The 16,259-nt window shown below is 60.0% G+C and carries 12 protein-coding genes; 8 read left to right on the top strand and 4 right to left on the bottom strand.

What is annotated here, in order from left to right:
- Positions 1 to 84: 84 nt before the first annotated feature.
- Genes dnaN through IB285_RS04890 form a run of 4 tightly spaced genes read left to right on the top strand, consistent with a single transcriptional unit; the run spans position 85 to position 3,273 of the window.
- Positions 85 to 1,212 carry a DNA polymerase III subunit beta gene (gene dnaN, locus IB285_RS04875; protein ID WP_190787121.1) on the top strand — a complete coding sequence of 376 codons (1,128 nt, stop codon included), beginning with the start codon at positions 85 to 87 and terminating at the stop codon, positions 1,210 to 1,212.
- Positions 1,209 to 1,526 (top strand): antibiotic biosynthesis monooxygenase, encoded by a 318-nt coding sequence (locus IB285_RS04880; RefSeq protein ID WP_190787122.1) that lies wholly within the window; start codon positions 1,209 to 1,211, stop codon positions 1,524 to 1,526. The genes dnaN and IB285_RS04880 overlap by 4 nt, the downstream gene beginning before the upstream one ends.
- Positions 1,523 to 2,149 carry a glutathione S-transferase family protein gene (locus IB285_RS04885; RefSeq protein WP_190787123.1) on the top strand — a complete coding sequence of 209 codons (627 nt, stop codon included), beginning with the start codon at positions 1,523 to 1,525 and terminating at the stop codon, positions 2,147 to 2,149. The genes IB285_RS04880 and IB285_RS04885 overlap by 4 nt, the downstream gene beginning before the upstream one ends.
- A 38-nt stretch (positions 2,150 to 2,187) precedes the next feature.
- The gene (locus tag IB285_RS04890) at positions 2,188 to 3,273 is read left to right on the top strand and encodes a DUF2855 family protein (RefSeq protein ID WP_190787124.1); all 1,086 of its coding nucleotides are present in this window, start codon (positions 2,188 to 2,190) and stop codon (positions 3,271 to 3,273) included.
- Here IB285_RS04890 and IB285_RS04895 read toward each other — a convergent pair.
- The gene (locus IB285_RS04895) at positions 3,270 to 4,106 is read right to left on the bottom strand and encodes an SDR family NAD(P)-dependent oxidoreductase (RefSeq protein ID WP_190787125.1); all 837 of its coding nucleotides are present in this window, start codon (positions 4,104 to 4,106) and stop codon (positions 3,270 to 3,272) included. The two genes, IB285_RS04890 and IB285_RS04895, sit on opposite strands and share 4 nt — an antisense overlap.
- Positions 4,103 to 5,869 carry an N-acyl-D-amino-acid deacylase family protein gene (locus IB285_RS04900; protein ID WP_190787126.1) on the bottom strand — a complete coding sequence of 589 codons (1,767 nt, stop codon included), beginning with the start codon at positions 5,867 to 5,869 and terminating at the stop codon, positions 4,103 to 4,105. Before IB285_RS04900 ends, IB285_RS04895 begins: the two co-directional genes overlap by 4 nt.
- Positions 5,870 to 5,978: 109 nt before the next feature.
- Between IB285_RS04900 and IB285_RS04905 the strand changes: the two genes are divergently transcribed.
- Positions 5,979 to 6,887 (top strand): alpha/beta fold hydrolase, encoded by a 909-nt coding sequence (locus IB285_RS04905; protein WP_190787127.1) that lies wholly within the window; start codon positions 5,979 to 5,981, stop codon positions 6,885 to 6,887.
- Here IB285_RS04905 and IB285_RS04910 read toward each other — a convergent pair.
- Together IB285_RS04910 and IB285_RS04915 are read right to left on the bottom strand one after the other, a co-directional pair.
- The gene (locus IB285_RS04910; RefSeq protein WP_328705847.1) at positions 6,884 to 7,738 is read right to left on the bottom strand and encodes an alpha/beta fold hydrolase; all 855 of its coding nucleotides are present in this window, start codon (positions 7,736 to 7,738) and stop codon (positions 6,884 to 6,886) included. The two genes, IB285_RS04905 and IB285_RS04910, sit on opposite strands and share 4 nt — an antisense overlap.
- Positions 7,739 to 7,860: 122 nt before the next feature.
- The gene (locus IB285_RS04915) at positions 7,861 to 9,573 is read right to left on the bottom strand and encodes an alpha/beta fold hydrolase (protein ID WP_234033063.1); all 1,713 of its coding nucleotides are present in this window, start codon (positions 9,571 to 9,573) and stop codon (positions 7,861 to 7,863) included.
- Positions 9,574 to 9,826: 253 nt separating this feature from the next.
- On the opposite strand from IB285_RS04915, the gene IB285_RS04920 reads away from it, so the two are divergent.
- The 3 genes from IB285_RS04920 to lepA all read left to right on the top strand — a co-directional run bounded on the left by IB285_RS04920 (position 9,827) and on the right by lepA (position 16,214).
- Positions 9,827 to 11,962, top strand: a complete 2,136-nt coding sequence (locus tag IB285_RS04920) for a putative bifunctional diguanylate cyclase/phosphodiesterase (protein ID WP_234033064.1) — start codon at positions 9,827 to 9,829, stop codon at positions 11,960 to 11,962.
- A 242-nt stretch (positions 11,963 to 12,204) separates the two neighbouring features.
- Entirely contained in the window at positions 12,205 to 14,325 is a 2,121-nt protein-coding gene (locus IB285_RS04925) for a putative bifunctional diguanylate cyclase/phosphodiesterase (protein WP_328705848.1), read from the top strand.
- A gap of 71 nt (positions 14,326 to 14,396) precedes the next feature.
- The gene (lepA, locus tag IB285_RS04930) at positions 14,397 to 16,214 is read left to right on the top strand and encodes a translation elongation factor 4 (RefSeq protein WP_190787129.1); all 1,818 of its coding nucleotides are present in this window, start codon (positions 14,397 to 14,399) and stop codon (positions 16,212 to 16,214) included.
- The last annotated feature ends 45 nt before the right edge of the window (positions 16,215 to 16,259 follow it).

The following is a 16,259-nucleotide window of genomic DNA, read 5'->3' on the forward strand; positions in this document are numbered from 1 at the left end:
ACAACGCTAAGGTTTTCGCGCAATTCCGGTGTGGGCGGTGATTCCAACCCGCCTTCGCCCTCAGTCTAGGGTAAGGTCCAAGCGATGAAAGCTACCATCGAACGCGCAACGCTTCTGCGGTGTCTCTCTCACGTCCAGTCGGTTGTCGAGCGGCGCAACACGATCCCGATCCTGTCCAACGTCCTGATCGACGCAAGCGATGGCGGCAGCGTGAAGGTGATGGCGACCGACTTGGACCTGCAGGTGGTCGAAACGATGAGCGCAGCGTCGGTCGAAGCGCCCGGCGCGATCACCGTCTCCGCGCACCTGCTGTTCGATATCGCGCGCAAGCTGCCCGACGGCTCGCAGGTGAGCCTCGAAACCGCCGAAAACCGCATGGAGATCAAGGCAGGCCGCAGCCGCTTCAAATTGCCGACCCTCCCGCGTGACGACTTTCCGGTCATCGTCGAAGGCGATCTTCCGACATCGTTCGAGCTGCCTGCGCGCACGCTGGCCGAGCTGATCGACCGCACGCGCTTCGCCATTTCGACCGAGGAAACCCGTTACTACCTCAACGGGATCTTTCTACACGTCACCGACGACGATGAGCCGGTGCTGAAAGCGGCGGCGACCGACGGGCACCGCCTTGCGCGTTTCACCCTGTCGCGCCCTGACGGAGCGGACGGAATGCCCGATGTCATCGTACCGCGCAAAGCGGTCGCGGAGCTGCGCAAGCTTCTGGAGGAGGCTCTCGACGGCAACGTGCAGATCGACTTGTCAGCGAGCAAGATCCGCTTCACCCTCGGCGGAGAAGGCGGCGTGGTGCTCACCAGCAAGCTCATCGACGGGACATTCCCGGATTACAGCCGCGTGATCCCGACCGGGAACGACAAGCTGCTGAAGGTCGATCCAAAGCTGTTCTTCCAGGGTGTCGACCGCGTTGCGACTATCGCAACCGAAAAGACCCGCGCGGTGAAAATGGGGCTCGACAAGGACAAGGTCACGCTGTCGGTGACTTCGCCCGATAACGGGACCGCAACAGAAGAACTGATGGCCGACTACTCCTCCGACGGATTCGAGATCGGGTTCAACGCGAATTACCTCAAGGACATCCTCGACCAGATCGAAAGCGACACAGTCGAGCTGCACCTCGCCGATGCGGGCGCGCCCACCTTGATCCGCAAGGATGAGAAATCGCCTGCGCTCTATGTCCTGATGCCGATGCGAGTGTGATTGCGCGGGTCTGGAATGGCCGCACGAATGCGGCGCAGGCGGATGCCTACCGCACCCTGCTGACCGAGACGATCATGCCCGGCATCGCTGCGCGCGGGATCGAGGGTTATCTTGGCTATGAGCTGTGGGAGAGGGATGCTCCCGATGGCGGTACAGTGTTCACCACGGTATTGCGGTTCTCCGATGAAGCAGCGATTGAAGGCTTTGTCGGCAAGGACCGCACCCGCGCGAATTTGCCCGATGCGGCACTGAAGCTGCTCACCGAATGGGACACGCAGGCGGTGCATTACAGCGTGACCCGTGCCTTTGAATGAGCGCACAGGCCCGCATCTTTGGTACGGTCATCTCGACCTACACCCGCATTGTTCAGATCGCGTGTGAAGAAGCGGGTATAACCCATGAAACTATCGCGACACCTGCGCGCTCACCGCAAAACCGCCACCCCTTTGGCAAAGTCCCGGTGGTGGAGATCGACGGCCTGCAATTGATCGAGAGCGTCGCGATCGCGCATTATATCGACAATGCGCATAATGACGGCGCGCTCCAGCCCGGCGATCCGGCCGAACGCGCCATCGCCGATCAGTGGATCGCAGTTGCGAATAACTATCTCTTTCCGCTGTTCGAGCGCGGTCTGGTCATGCCCTGGATCATGCACCGCATGGCCGGCTATCCGCTGGAGCGCGAGACCATTGACCGCGCGCTTCCGCAGATCAGCCTGGCGCTCGGCCATGTCGAGGCGGAACTGGCAAAGGACGGCGCGTGGACGAAGCTTGGCTTTACGCTCGCCGATGTCTTTCTCTACCCGGTGTTTCGCGGCCTGCAGCTGACGCCGCAAGGCGAAATGGGCATCGCGCAATGCGATCATCTCTCCGTATGGCTCGGCAAATGCGAAAAGCGCATGTCGATCGCCGCGACACGCTGGGAAACCGAGCAATGATCGGTTAGGGGTGCTCAGCAAAGAGGAGGCCCACAGGCATGACGATCCAGCAAGTTCACGTTCGCAAGGACGAGCTTACCCAGGCAGATATCGTAAGCATCGAACCCCCTTCGCTTGCCGATGGGGCGGTACGCCTTGAAATCGAAAGCTTTTCGGTGACTGCAAACAATGTGACCTACGCTGTTGTGGGCGATGGCTTTGGATACTGGAATTTCTTTCCTGCGCCCGATGACCTCGGCATCGTGCCGATGTGGGGCCATGCGAAGGTTATCGAAAGCAATCACCCCGAAATCGCGGTGGGTGAGCGGGTTTATGGCTACCTGCCCATGGCCAGCCATCTCGACGTGCGGCCGGGCAGTGTTTCGGCGGGCAGCTTCATGGACACCACCGATTACCGTCAGCCGATGAGCCCGATCTACAACCAGTATTCGCGGCTTGCCGACGATCCGGAGCACGATCCCGCGCGCGAGGCGGAAAGGATGATCTTCGGCCCGCTGTTCAAGACCGGTTTCCTGATCGAATACTTCATGCGCAACGAAAGCTGGTTCGAAGCCTCCCAGCTCATCGTGACGAGTGCCTCGTCGAAGACCGCCATGGGCCTTGCGAGCGTGGCAAAGCAGAATTCCCCTGGCATCAAGCGCGTGGGCCTAACTTCCGCTGGGAATGCCGATTTCGTCGAAGGGACCGGCCTTTACGACAAGGTGTACACCTATGACGAGGTCGGAATGATGCCGATTTCGGATTCGGTCATTGTCGATTTTGCAGGCAATTCAGCGCTGCTTGCAAAGCTGCATGAACATTATGCCGACACCCTCAAATATTCGTGTCTGGTCGGTGTCACCCATATTGAGGAACGCGGCGGCGGTTTGGCAGAGGATCGCGGATTGCCCGGACCGAAACCGACGCTGTTCTTCGCCCCCGATCACGCGGTCGCGTTTTTCAAGGAGCACGGACCGGCCGAGGGCGGCAAGCTTGTGGCTCAGGCTTGGCACGGCTTTCTAGCTGCAGCGGAGGGGTCGGTAGAGGTCGAGAAGCATCAGGGGCTCGAAGCGGCGCGCAAGACGTTCCTCGAAATGGTCGGCGGGAATGTCGACCCGTCCAAGGGTATCGTGATCGAGCCTTAGTTGCCGGCGTCCTCACGCTGGACCGCATAATGGAAGAACCCGTGGTGCTGCGCGCGGTGACGCGCCTCCATGGCTTTTTCCGTGTTCTCTTCGGTCGGTACGATGCACCAGCCGCCGCCGCGTTTCAGCACTGTGTCGAGACCTTGCTCCAGCACTTCAGGGCCGGGCTGGGCGCGCCAGTGATCGCCAACCTCATCTGGCGCTGAGCGCGCGCCGCCAAAGCGCTCGGGCCGGGCCTGCGCGGCGTTCCATATCTGCGTGTTGAGAATTCCGGGGCAGAGGATCGTCACTCCGATCCCGTCCTCTTGCAGCTCCGCTGTCAGCGCCTCACCTATCGCAGCCGTCATCTGCTTGGTCGTGGCGTAGAGCGTGAAGGGGCCTGATACCGGAACGACCGAAGCCGAACTCGCGGTGATGCCCACGTGACGGGCGCCGGTTTGTGCCTTGAGCGCGGGCAGCCACGCCTGCGCGGTGTGGACCGGGCCCATGACATTGACACCCATGAGCCAGTCGAGCGTGCGCGCTTTGGCTTCGCTCACAGTGTCGGCGCTGCCTACGCCTGCATTTATCCAGAGCAATGACGGTTCCACGCCTTGCGCGATGAGCCGCTCGGCGACGCGTGCGGTTTCGCCAGCATCCGAAACGTCGCAGCCATGCGCGCGCGCTTCCGGTCCGCAAAGCCGTGCGGTTTCCTCCGCCTCATAGGCATCGATATCGAGCGCGCAGATGCGCATGCCCTTGGCGGCGAAATGCTGCGCGAGCCAGCGACCGATACCGCGCCCGGCGCCGGTGATGACGGCCCAGTCGCCGCGCTTTGGCTCGAATGCGGTCACTCAGCCGCTTCCGCCAGTTCCGCGCGCTGCGGGCCTCGGATCAGGCCGCCAGGGGTTTCGCCGGTCCATTTGCCGTCTTCGAATGTGACCACGCCGTTCTTGATCGTGCAGACGTAGCCATCGGCCTTCTGCAAAAGGCGCTTGCCGCCCGCAGGCAGATCGAAAGCAAGCCATGGGCGGCCGAGCCTAAGGCTCTCCATGTCGATCACGTTGATATCGGCGAGATATCCGGGCGCGATCACGCCGCGATCTTCGAGACCGTAGAGCACCGCCGTATCGCGGCACTGGCGCTTGATAGCGTTCTCCAGCGTGATCCGATCCCCGCGTTTGCGATCGCGTACCCAGTGCTCCAGCATGAAAGTTGGCGAGGCCGCATCGCAGATCGTCCCGCAATGCGCGCCGCCATCGGACAGCGAATTTACCGTGTCGTCGGCGTGCTGGAGGGGCACAAGGAAATCGAGATTCCCCTCTGCATAGTTGAGGATCGGGAGGTAGATGAAACCGCTCGCGTCGTCGCGGCACAGCATGTCGTAAGCATATTCCTGCGGATCGACACCCGCCGCCTTGGCGCGCGCATTCACGCTCGCTGTCTCATCCGGCTCGTAATCGAAATCCGGGTCCATCTCGTATTGCAACGCCCAGCCTTGGGTGATGACCATGACCACGCCGATGATGTCCATCGGCGCTTCGGAATAGTCGTTCGGCTCCGACAGCAGCTGCTTCTTGAACGCGGGATCGAGCAATTTGGCCTTTTGCTCGGCCCAGGGCAGATCCTTGATCGCCTGCCAGCTTGGGCGGAAGGCAAAGGGGTTCACCGTTCCCTGCCACGCCATGATGATCCCGTTTCCGCGCAGCGCGATCTGGGCGACGATGTTCGCGCCATTGTCGTTTTCCGCGCGCATGGTTTCGATCTGTTCGGCGAGCGGCATCTCCTTGGCGATCGATTCAAGCGCGGCAAATGTGACGGGGATTCCTGCTTCCCGGCTCAATTTGCCCATCCATTCGAACTCGTTCCAGTCGCGCTGAAGGTCGCTCGCCATTTCGAACACGGCATATCCGCCCGCATCCTTGGCGCGGCCCATTGCTTTGCCAATCGCGACCAGTTCTTCCGGCGTTGCCGTCGTTCCGGGCACCAGCTCTCCGTCGACCGATTTGTGCAGCACTGTGCGCGAAGTCGAGAAGCCGAGCGCACCGGCGCGCACGCCCTCTTCGACAATCGCGGACATTACCTCGATATCCTCATCGGTCGGAACGGCACCGGGTTGCTCGCGGTCGCCCAGCACATAAGCGCGAACCGCACCATGGGGCACATGCGTCCCGACATCGACGGTGCGCGGCAATTTTTCGAGCGCGTCGAGATATTCCGGGAAGGTTTCCCAGTCCCAGGTGATGCCTTCAGCCAAAGCGGTGCCGGGGATGTCCTCGACCCCTTCCATCAGGCTGATGAGCCATTCATGCCGGTCAGGCTTGGCGGGCGCGAAGCCGACCCCGCAATTGCCCATTACGACGGTTGTGACGCCATGCCAGCTGGAGGGTGCCATCTCCTGATCCCACGTCGCCTGCCCATCGTAGTGCGTGTGGATGTCGACGAAGCCGGGTGCGACGACCTTTCCGCTCGCGTCGATCTCGCGTGCCGCATCGCCGCGGACCTCGCCGACCTGCGCGATCAATCCGTCCTTGATTGCAACATCGCCGGTGAATCGCTCTGCACCGGTCCCATCGACGATGGTTCCGCCTCTGATGATGAGGTCGAATGCTGGCATGAAATCTCTCCTCTTCCGGTCTTGGAAGGTCTCACAATGCAACCGGATTGTCCAGAATGAGCGAAGCCTCGCACTGGCCCGAGGGGTGCACTGATGTTAGCCATTCGGCATGGAGAAAACACCAAGCTGGAACCCGTCTGAAGGCAGCGGCATCGCCATTCGCTGGGTGGAGGCGAATGGGCTGACATTTGAAGTCGCCGAGGCAGGGGAGGGCGATCATCTCGCGCTCTGCCTCCACGGCTTTCCCGAGCTGCATTATTCATGGCGGCACCAGATGTCGGTGCTTGCCGACAAGGGCTACCGCGTCTGGGCGCCAAACCTGCGCGGGTATGGCGCTACCGATCGGCCGGAAGGGATAGACGCGTACCGGCTGCGAACGCTTGCGCAGGATGTTGCCGCTCTGATCGATACGAGCGGCGCGCGTGAGGTGACTTTGATCGCCCATGATTGGGGCGCGATCATCGCGTGGTACTTTGCGATCCTGAAAATCAGGCCGCTATCTCGTCTTGTGATCCTCAACGTTCCGCACCCGCGCTGCGCCCGGCGCGAGCTGCGGTATTGGCGGCAGCTGAGGAAAAGCTGGTACATTTTCTTCTTCCAGCTGCCGTGGCTTCCCGAAAAGCTGCTGGGCCGCGCGCGAGCCAAGCCGATCGGCCGCATCTTCCGGCAATCGGCGGTCAACAAGCACCTCTTCACGCAGGAGGAAGTCGCGCCCTATCGTGATGCGGCTGCGCGGCCCGGAGCGCTGACCGCGATACTCAACTATTATCGCGCGTTGCTCCAGCGACCCGACGCCCGCGACACGGGGAAGGGCCAGGTCGATGTGCCAACCCTGGTGTTATGGGGAGAGCAGGACCTCGCCATCGACATCCATGTGCTCGACGGGATGGACCGATACGTGAGCGACCTGACGCTGCGCCGCTATCCGCACGCCTCGCACTGGGTTCAGCAGGACATTCCCGAAGAGATCAACGCCGCTTTTGGCGAGTGGCTGCCTGACGCGGCGGCAAGAGACTAGGCTGCCTCTTCGAGCTCGATTTCGGACGGGACCGCATCGAGAAACTCACGGATTGCTTTGACGCTCTCGTCCTTGTGGCTGAGCAGGAACAGGTGTCCGCCGCCTTTCATCACGACCATTTCACTGTTCGGGATGAGCCAGGAGAGAAACTTGCCATTGGCGAGCGGAACGATCGCATCGTCATCGCCCATCATGATGAGCGTTTTCTTTCGCAGCAGGAACGGCAGGGCAGGCGCGCTGGTCCATCCCAGCATGCAGAGCAGCTGGTACATGTACCCGCGCGGGGAGGGCGGTTTCAGCAAGGACATGTGACTTTTCTTGCCGCTCGTCTTGCCGAGCCCTTCGCCGTAGAGCGTCTCGAAATTCTTGATCATGTAATCCGCATCGACATAGCGGCGAGGATTGGCCATTTTCGACAGAGCCTTCGGGCTACCGGGGATCATCAGCATGCCGGCGCTCGTCGCGATCAGAACCAGACGGCGCGTGCGTCCCGGATGCTGCATGGTGAAGTGCTGGGCGATGCCTCCGCCCCAACTGATACCCATCACATCGACTTCATCGACATCGAGCGCGTTCAGCAATTGCGATGCGGTCCAGCTGATCGTGAAGGGGTTGTAAGGCACAACCGGATCAGGCGATTCGCCCACGCCCGGCATGTCGAACATGATGAATGCCCGCTCCGATAATGCCGCCGCCAGGGGTGCCACGGCCTCTATATTCGCACCGATGCCATTGAAGAAGAGGATCGGTGGGTGGTCGGAGGGCTCATCGAGCCGCCATGTAGCAACCCGTAGCGTCCGGCCGCCCACTTCCTTCATGGAAACGACAGCATCTTTCATTGCATCCGACACGAAACTCACATCCTTTCATCCCGCAGGATTGCGGGTGGGAAGCAGCATCGTGGATCCCTCACGGTGCTGCCTCCCATAAGCCTGTTCGCGCAAATTGATGTGCGCGTTACGAAAGGCTGGTATCAGACTTCTTCTACTACGTAGAGTCCGGGCGCCGGGTCCAGCGGCTTGTGCTTGGTGCTCCCCAGCTTCTTTGGCGCGGCTTTCTTGTCGCCCGAGCGCTCCTGGATCCACTCCATCCAGAATGGCCACCAGCTGCCCTTGATCTCTTCGGTGCCCTGCAGCCACTCGTCTGCGGTCGCCGGAAGCTTGCCCTTTTTCTTCTGGACGAAATATTTCGCCTTTGGATTGCCGGGAGGGTTGAGAATCGCCTGCATATGGCCCGACTGGCTGAGGACGTAGGTGACGTCTTTCGATCCGAACAGCTGGGTCGAACGGTATGTCGCCTTCCACGGTGTGATATGGTCGGTCACGCCGCCAAGGATGAACATGTCGGAGGTGACTTTGGATAGGTCGATCTTGTGATCGGCCATTTCGACCTCGCCCTTTTTCGTAAACGCGAGCGTTTCGAAGAGCGTAAGGAAATCGCCCATCAGGCTCGCGGAAAGGTTGGTCGCGTCGGCATTCCAATAGAGAACGTCGAAGGCGGGCGGGTCCATGCCGAGCAGGTAATTGTTGATGACATAGTTCCAGATGAGGTCGTTGGGCCTCAACCACGCAAAGCCGCGGGCAAGATCATCTGCTTTGATCACACCCTGCTTGGCCGCGCGCTGGCGGGCCAGCCTCATGCCGTTTTCGCTGACCAGCGATCCTGCCTCGATGTCGGTTGGTTTGGGGTGCAGGACGCACACCATCAGCGTGAGTGTGCCGATGATGTCGTTTTCCTTCGCCGCCAGTTTCGATGCCAGCACCGATGCGGTCTGCCCGCCGGAGCAGCCGGCCGACACGTTGACTTTCTTCGAACCCGTAATCTGTGACACAACCTCCAGCGCTTCTTCGCAGGAGGCGATGTAATCGGCAATGTCCCAATGGCCCTGTTCCTTCGACGGGTTGCGCCAGGAAATGACAAAGGTCTGGAGCCCGTTATCGACCTGCCACTTGATGATCGATTTCTCCGGTGAGAGATCGTTGATGTACATCTTGTTGATCTGCGGCGGGATGGTAAGCTGCGGGATCTCATACACTTCGTCCGTCGTGGGGGCGTACTGCACCAACTCGAACATCTCGGTGCGATAAACCACCGATCCTTTGGACGTGGCGATGTTTTCGCCCAGCTTGAACGGGCGCTTGTCGACTTGGCTGACCATGCCCTTGTTGTTGACCAGATCGTTATAGGCGTTCTGCAATCCTTTGATGAGCGATAGCCCGCCTGAATTGATAAGCTGTTTCTGCGCGATCGGATTGCCTGCAAGCGTGTTGGTTGGCGCGATCCCGTCAAGGATGATGTTGGCGATGAAATTGGCGCGATTGCGCTCTAGCTCGTCGAGCTCGAGGTCTTCCAGCCAGCCGCGCATGCCATTCTGCACGGCGAGATAATACTGCGCACCCGCGCGGAAAAATGGGTTAAACTGCCACGCCGGATCCTGAAACCTTTTGTCCTTTGGATCAGGCGCCAGTTCGCTCTTACCGGTCATGATCTTGACCATGTCCTCGGTCACGGATTTGGCATGCCGGAACAGCCTGTTCGGGTCCGAAGCGGTCTCGCGTAGCAAAAGTGCGACTGCGCCGACGAAGTCCTCACGCGCCACGCCGATTAGCGGCCCCAACGCATTGGTCGATTGCGCTGCCTCGTTTTCGAGCTTTACCGTGCCTTCTGCCATTCTATCCCCTTTCATCGGATTATCCTTCCGAAGTGCCCTTCAGGCCTGACCCACCACATGCCTGTTGCAGTGGTGGTTTTCAAGCATCGACCCGCGCGTTTGCGCGTGATTGAAAGAGTTAATCGGAATTAGCCATTCCTCAATCAATCCGTGTCAGAGGGCAACGTTCCTTTGACGCGCTTGGAGAGCCGCCTGAATGGCTGGATTGCTTTCACGACTGACAAAATCACCGACGAAGATTGGTGGAGCCGGTGGGCAGGATGCCCCTTTGGTTCCGATCCGCTCGTCCGACGTGGAGCGCCGGGCCGGGCTGCTCGACAGCCTCGAAAAGTCCGAGCTGGGCTGGTTCTGGGCAAGCGATGGAGCAGGCCGGCTGATCTATCTTTCCGAACCGGCGATCGAGCGTATTTCAGGCGAAGAGAAAGCTCTCATTGGCCTCCAGCTGACCGAGATATTCAAGGACGATGACGAATTCGAAGGCGCAGCGCCTCAGCGTCCGCTCAAATTTCAACTCGCCGCCCGGAACTCCTTGCGTCCCACGACTGTGAAGATCGACATTGGCGAGAAGACAGTATGGTGGGAAATTTCCGGCGCTCCCAGAATTGGTGAGTCCGAAGAATTCACCGGTTATCATGGCATTGCGCGCGACGTCACGGCCAGCATTGCCAGCCAGCGCGATGCGGAAAAGCTTTCGCGCTATGACTCGCTCACCGGCCTGGCGAATCGCCACCGCATCACGCACAAGCTGGGGGCGACCCTGACCGCCTTTCAGACGGCCAAGAGATGCTGTGCGACCATGCTCCTCGATCTCGACCGGTTCAAACAGGTCAACGACACGCTGGGGCATCCGGCGGGCGATGAGCTCCTCAAACAGGTTGCCGCGCGTTTGAAACGCATTGTCGGTGATCAGGGTGAAATCGGCAGGCTTGGCGGTGACGAGTTCCAGATCATCCTGCCCGATATCGAAGATCGCCAAGTCCTCGGCGATCTTTCGGACCGCATTATCCAGATGCTGTCACAGCCATACTCCATCAACGGGATGCGCGCGGTGATTGGCTGTTCGGTAGGCGTAGCAGTTGCGCCATTCGATGGGATTGAGAGCGAGGAATTGGTCAAGGCCGCCGATCTTGCCCTATACGCCGCCAAGGGAGGCGGTCGCGGACAATTCCGATTTTATTCCGACGATTTGCGCGATCGCGCCAGCCATCGCCACCAGATCGAGGAAGACCTGCGCGACGCTCTCGTAAAAGACGAGCTCGAGATGCATTACCAGCCGATCGTCTCCGCAGATGAGCATAAAGTCGTCTGCGTAGAGGCTCTGATGCGGTGGAATCATTCGGACCGCGGGATGGTATCTCCTGCCGATTTCATCCCAGTGGCGGAAGAGGTCGGGATCATCCGCCAGATGGGTGAATGGGCGATCAACGAGGTCTGCCAGCGCGTTGCCGACTGGCCGACGACTATTCGCGCTGCAATCAACGTATCCGCCGTTCAATTCGCGTCCGATGATCTGACAGAAATCGTGAAACGCGCGCTCAAGAGCTCGGGGGTGCAACCGTCGCGCATCGAGCTCGAAATCACAGAAAGCGTGTTCGTCGGTGATATGGAACGCGCGCTGCGCATGTTCAAAGAACTGAAGGCGATGGGCGTTCGCCTAGCTTTGGACGATTTCGGAACGGGATATTCGTCGTTAAGCTATCTACGCGACGCTCCGTTCGATAAAATCAAGATCGATCAAAGCTTTGTGCGCGGTTGCAGTGATGCCGGCAATAACAACGCGGCAATCGTATCTGCTGTCGTCAGTCTTGCGCGTGCTCTCAACATGGAAACGGTTGCCGAAGGCGTGGAAACAAAGGATGAGCTCGCAGCCGTCGTCGCGCAGGGGGCGTCGCACCTCCAAGGTGCGCTGTTCTCCCGCGCGCAATCGGCGGACTACATCACCGATCGGCTCGAGGCTGGAGAACTGATCTTCGAACCTCGCGGGCCGGAGAAATACCGATCTGACCGCCGAACCGAATTCCGCAAGATCGGGCTGATCCATGGGGACAGCCGCTACAACGTGTTCCTGCGCAATCTCTCGAAAACGGGCGCCAAGATCGAAGGTCTGCTGGATGTTCCGGTTGGAACCGAAGTTGTTCTCGATTTGAGTGGGGGGCAACTTGCCGTCGCAACCGTCAGGCGGTCGGAAGGCTTCAGCCAGGGGGTGGAATTTGAGATGCCTCTCATCAGCGATGGCGCGGATGGCCTTTGCACACGCCACCGGGTTTCGCCCTATCAGATCGAAGCCGCAGGCAGGCCGCTGGAGGCTCTCAATGACGACATTGTGGCATCGGTAATGGGCGGGTCCAGCAATACCCCGAAACGATTTGTCGAAGTTGACATGAGCGCATCCAACGAAAAATGACCATGATCGAGCGCGCCTGGAGGGATCATGCCGCGGCGGACCAGAAAAATAATCTGTAGCGCGAGCCGCAAACATTAAGGCTCGATATTAGGACAATAATAACCAACCGGCTTTACCGATGAGTGAGGTTCAAAAGGGTTGAACCGTCCATTATTGGAGGATTGCCGCAGGTGGCCCTGAAGGGACTCTTGTCATCGAAGAATGGAAGCCTTTTCCGAGGACGTCGGGGAGGGGCCGCAACGGTGCTGTCAGACGGCGAGAAGCTGGCCATGCTCGACGAGCTTGAGCAGTCCGGTCTCGGCTGGTTTTGGGCGTGCGATGCTGACGGCAACCTGACCTATTTGAGCGCTACGATCGCCGATAGGCTTGGTCTCCCGCTTGAAGAGATGCTTAATCAGCCGCTTTCAGTAGTTTTCGAACCCATCGATGGGCAGGCACGCACCCGCTCGCTCGCGTTAATGATCGGCGCCAACAAGGCATTTTCGGGTATCGCGGTCCATGCGGCGAAACGTCCCGATGGGGCCGTACTGCGTCTTTCGGGCCGACCCATAAAGGATGAGAAAGGGCGTGCCCTAGGATTTCGCGGGACCGGGGCGGACATCACCGAAGAATACCACCGTGAGGCTGAAACGGCGCGGCTTGCTAAATTCGACTCGCTGACCGGTTTGTCGAACCGTCACCGCATGGCACATCTCATCGACACGACGCTTACCGCGTTCAAGGCAGCGAAGCGCAATTGCGCGATCCTGATGTTGGATCTCGACAAGTTCAAGCAGGTCAACGACACGCTTGGTCATGCCGCCGGCGATGAATTGCTGAAGCAGGTGGCCGTGCGGCTCAGCCGCTCGATTGAGCGGGATTGCGAAATCGGCCGGCTTGGCGGCGACGAATTTCAGATCATGATCCCAGATGTCGATGACCGCGGCGTGCTGGGTGAAATCGCGATGAAAATCATCACGATGCTCAAACAGCCCTATTCGCTAGAAGAGGGGCGCTGCGTAATCGGCTGCTCCGTAGGGATCGCCATCGCCCCGCACGATGGCGTCACGTGCGATGAAGTCGTCCGCTCTGCCGACCTTGCACTTTATGCCGCAAAAAATGGCGGACGCGGTCAATACCGCTTCTTTTCGGGCGATCTCGAGAACGAAGCAATTTTTCGCAGGCGCCTGGAGGCAGATCTCGGCAAGGCGATCGAGCAGGATGAGCTGTTTCTGAAATACGAGCCGATCGTTGATGCTGCCACGCAGAAAGTTGAGGCGCTCGAGGCGCATATCTGCTGGAAGCACGAGCAGCGCGGCGAAATCGACGAGATTGAATTTGCCTCGATCCTCGATGGGTCGAGCCAGGTCAGCGATGTCGGCCGCTGGGCGATTTCGCAGGCATGCGACCATGCCGCGTATTGGCCCGAATCCATTCGTGTGTCAGTGAATGTGCCGGTCCCGCTCTTCGGCTCGAGCGAATTCGTGAGCCACGTGAAGGAAGCGCTGCGAGATGCCGATATGGCCGCGGGGCGCCTCGATCTTGAAATCAACGAAGCCGTCTTCTTCGGCGATACGACTGCTGTCGACAGTACGCTCGCGCAGCTTTTCAAGCTCGGCGTGCGGCTAACTCTTGATGAATTCGGGAGCGGGTATTCCTCGCTTTCCTACCTGCGGCGGGCCCCCTTCGATTCGATTAAAATCGATGAGAAGCTGATTGCCGAAGCGGATCGGCACGACAGCCGCGAGCTCGGCCTGATCCGGGCGATCGTCGCGCTGTCCGACGCGCTCGACATGGATACGGTCGCTAATGGTATCGAGACCAATGCACTTCTTGCATCACTGCTCGATTGCGGTGTGCGTCGGGTGCAGGGCCCCATTTTTTCCGCGCCGCTGACGCGAGAAGAGGCCGAAAGCGAACTGCTCGGCGAAGGGTGGAAGATCGAACCAAGCAGCGACCGGACACGCCGTGCACGTCGCCGGACGGTGTATCGCAAGATACAGGTAATTCACGACGATCATTCTTACGAAGTCACTTTGCGTAACCTTTCGAAAACGGGCGCCCTCATTCAAGGGCTGGCCGACGTGCCGAAGGGTACACAATTTGTTGTCGATCTTGGCGGCGGGCAACTCGCTGTCGCAACAGTCATCCGCACCAGCGGCGATACGCAAGGGCTCGAATTCGAACAAAAGCTGATCGATGATGGCTCTGGCGGGCTCTGCACCCGCAATCGCGTATCGCCCTATGCCCTGGCAGCAGCGGGCGCTCCTTTGGCTGCACTTTCGCCCGGGAGTTACAAAGCAATGGAAGGCGGCTTGCTGGGCCAAGGCGCGAGTATCCCTCAATTCGGTTACGCACCCGGCGCGGAGCACGAACCCGCTTAAAATAGCCGTTCACAGCTGTTGCGATTTTCGCGAATGACATAGCTCTTTCCTACAGCTATTTGCGCGTCGTGATGACTGACCTTTCAAAAATCCGAAACTTTTCGATTATCGCGCATATCGATCACGGCAAGTCCACGCTCGCTGATCGGTTGATCCAGTTCACTGGCGGGCTCACCGAGCGCGAGATGTCCGAGCAAGTGCTTGATAACATGGATATCGAGCGTGAGCGCGGCATCACGATCAAGGCCCAGACCGTCCGGCTCAACTACACCGCGAAGGACGGCGAGACCTACCAGCTCAACCTCATGGACACGCCCGGCCACGTCGATTTCGCCTATGAAGTCTCGCGCTCCCTGGCCGCGTGCGAAGGCGCGCTGCTGGTGGTGGACGCGGCGCAGGGGGTCGAGGCGCAGACGCTCGCCAATGTCTACCAGTCGATCGAGCACGACCACGAAATCGTCCCCGTCATCAACAAGGTCGATCTTCCCGCCGCCGAGCCCGAGCGGGTGCAGGCCGAGATCGAAGAGGTCATCGGCCTCGACGCCTCCGAAGCGGTGATGACATCGGCCAAGACCGGGATCGGCATCGAAGACGTGCTCGAAGCGGTGGTTGCCAAGATCCCGCCGCCGACAGGCGAGCGCGACAAACCGCTCAAGGCCTCCCTCGTCGATAGCTGGTATGACCCCTATCTCGGCGTCGTCATCCTCGTCCGCGTGATCGAAGGCGTGCTGACCAAGGGGCAGAGCGTCAAGTTCATGCAGGGCGGCACGCAGCACCTGATCGACCGCGTCGGCGCCTTCACTCCCAAACGCGTGGACCTGACCGAGCTCGGCCCCGGCGAAATCGGCTTCATCACCGCGCAGATCAAGGAGGTCGAACAGGCCCGCGTCGGCGACACGATCACCACGGTGAAGGGCGGCGCGACAGAGCCGCTCAAAGGCTACAAGGAAGTGCAGCCGGTCGTGTTCTGCGGCCTCTTCCCGGTCGACGCGGCGGATTTCGAGAAACTGCGCGAGAGCATCGGCAAGCTGCGTCTCAACGATGCGAGCTTCAGCTTCGAAATGGAAAGCTCCGCCGCGCTGGGATTTGGCTTTCGCGCAGGCTTCCTCGGCCTGCTGCACCTCGAAATCATCCAGGAACGCCTCTCCCGCGAATACGACCTCGACCTCATCACCACCGCGCCATCGGTCGTCTACCGCGTCCACCTGTCCAGATCGAAGACCGAGGACGCGAAGACGATCGACATTCACAACCCCGCCGACTGGCCGGACGTGAACCGCATCGACATGATCGAGGAGCCGTGGATCAAGGCGGTGATCTACACCCCGGACGAATATCTCGGATCGATCCTGAAACTGTGCCAGGACCGCCGCGGCATCCAGACCGACCTTACCTATGTCGGCGGGCGCGCGCAGGTGACCTACGAATTGCCGCTCAACGAAGTGGTCTTCGATTTCTACGACCGCCTGAAAAGCATCAGCCGCGGCTATGCCAGCTTCGATTACGAGCAGATCGGCAACCGCGAAGGCGACCTCGTAAAGATGAACATCCTCGTGAATGGCGAGCCGGTCGATGCGCTATCGCTGATCGTCCATTCCGGCGTCGCGGAAGAGCGCGGCCGCGGCATGTGCGAGCGGCTGAAAGACCTGATCCCGCGGCACCTGTTCAAGATCCCCGTGCAAGCCGCCATCGGCGGCAAGATCATTGCCCGCGAAACGATCGCAGCGATGCGCAAGGACGTGACCGCCAAATGCTATGGCGGCGATATTTCCCGCAAGAAGAAACTGCTCGAAAAGCAGAAGAAGGGGAAAGCGAAGATGCGGGAATACGGGAATGTGAGCATCCCGCAGGAGGCGTTTATTGCGGCCTTGAGGATGGGGGAAGAATGAAGCCCCGCGCCTAGCGCAGGCGTTTGCGCAGCAAACGACAAGCTA

The sequence above is a fragment of the Erythrobacter rubeus genome (assembly GCF_014705715.1).
In the GTDB taxonomy this organism is placed as follows: Bacteria; Pseudomonadota; Alphaproteobacteria; order Sphingomonadales; family Sphingomonadaceae; genus Erythrobacter; species Erythrobacter rubeus.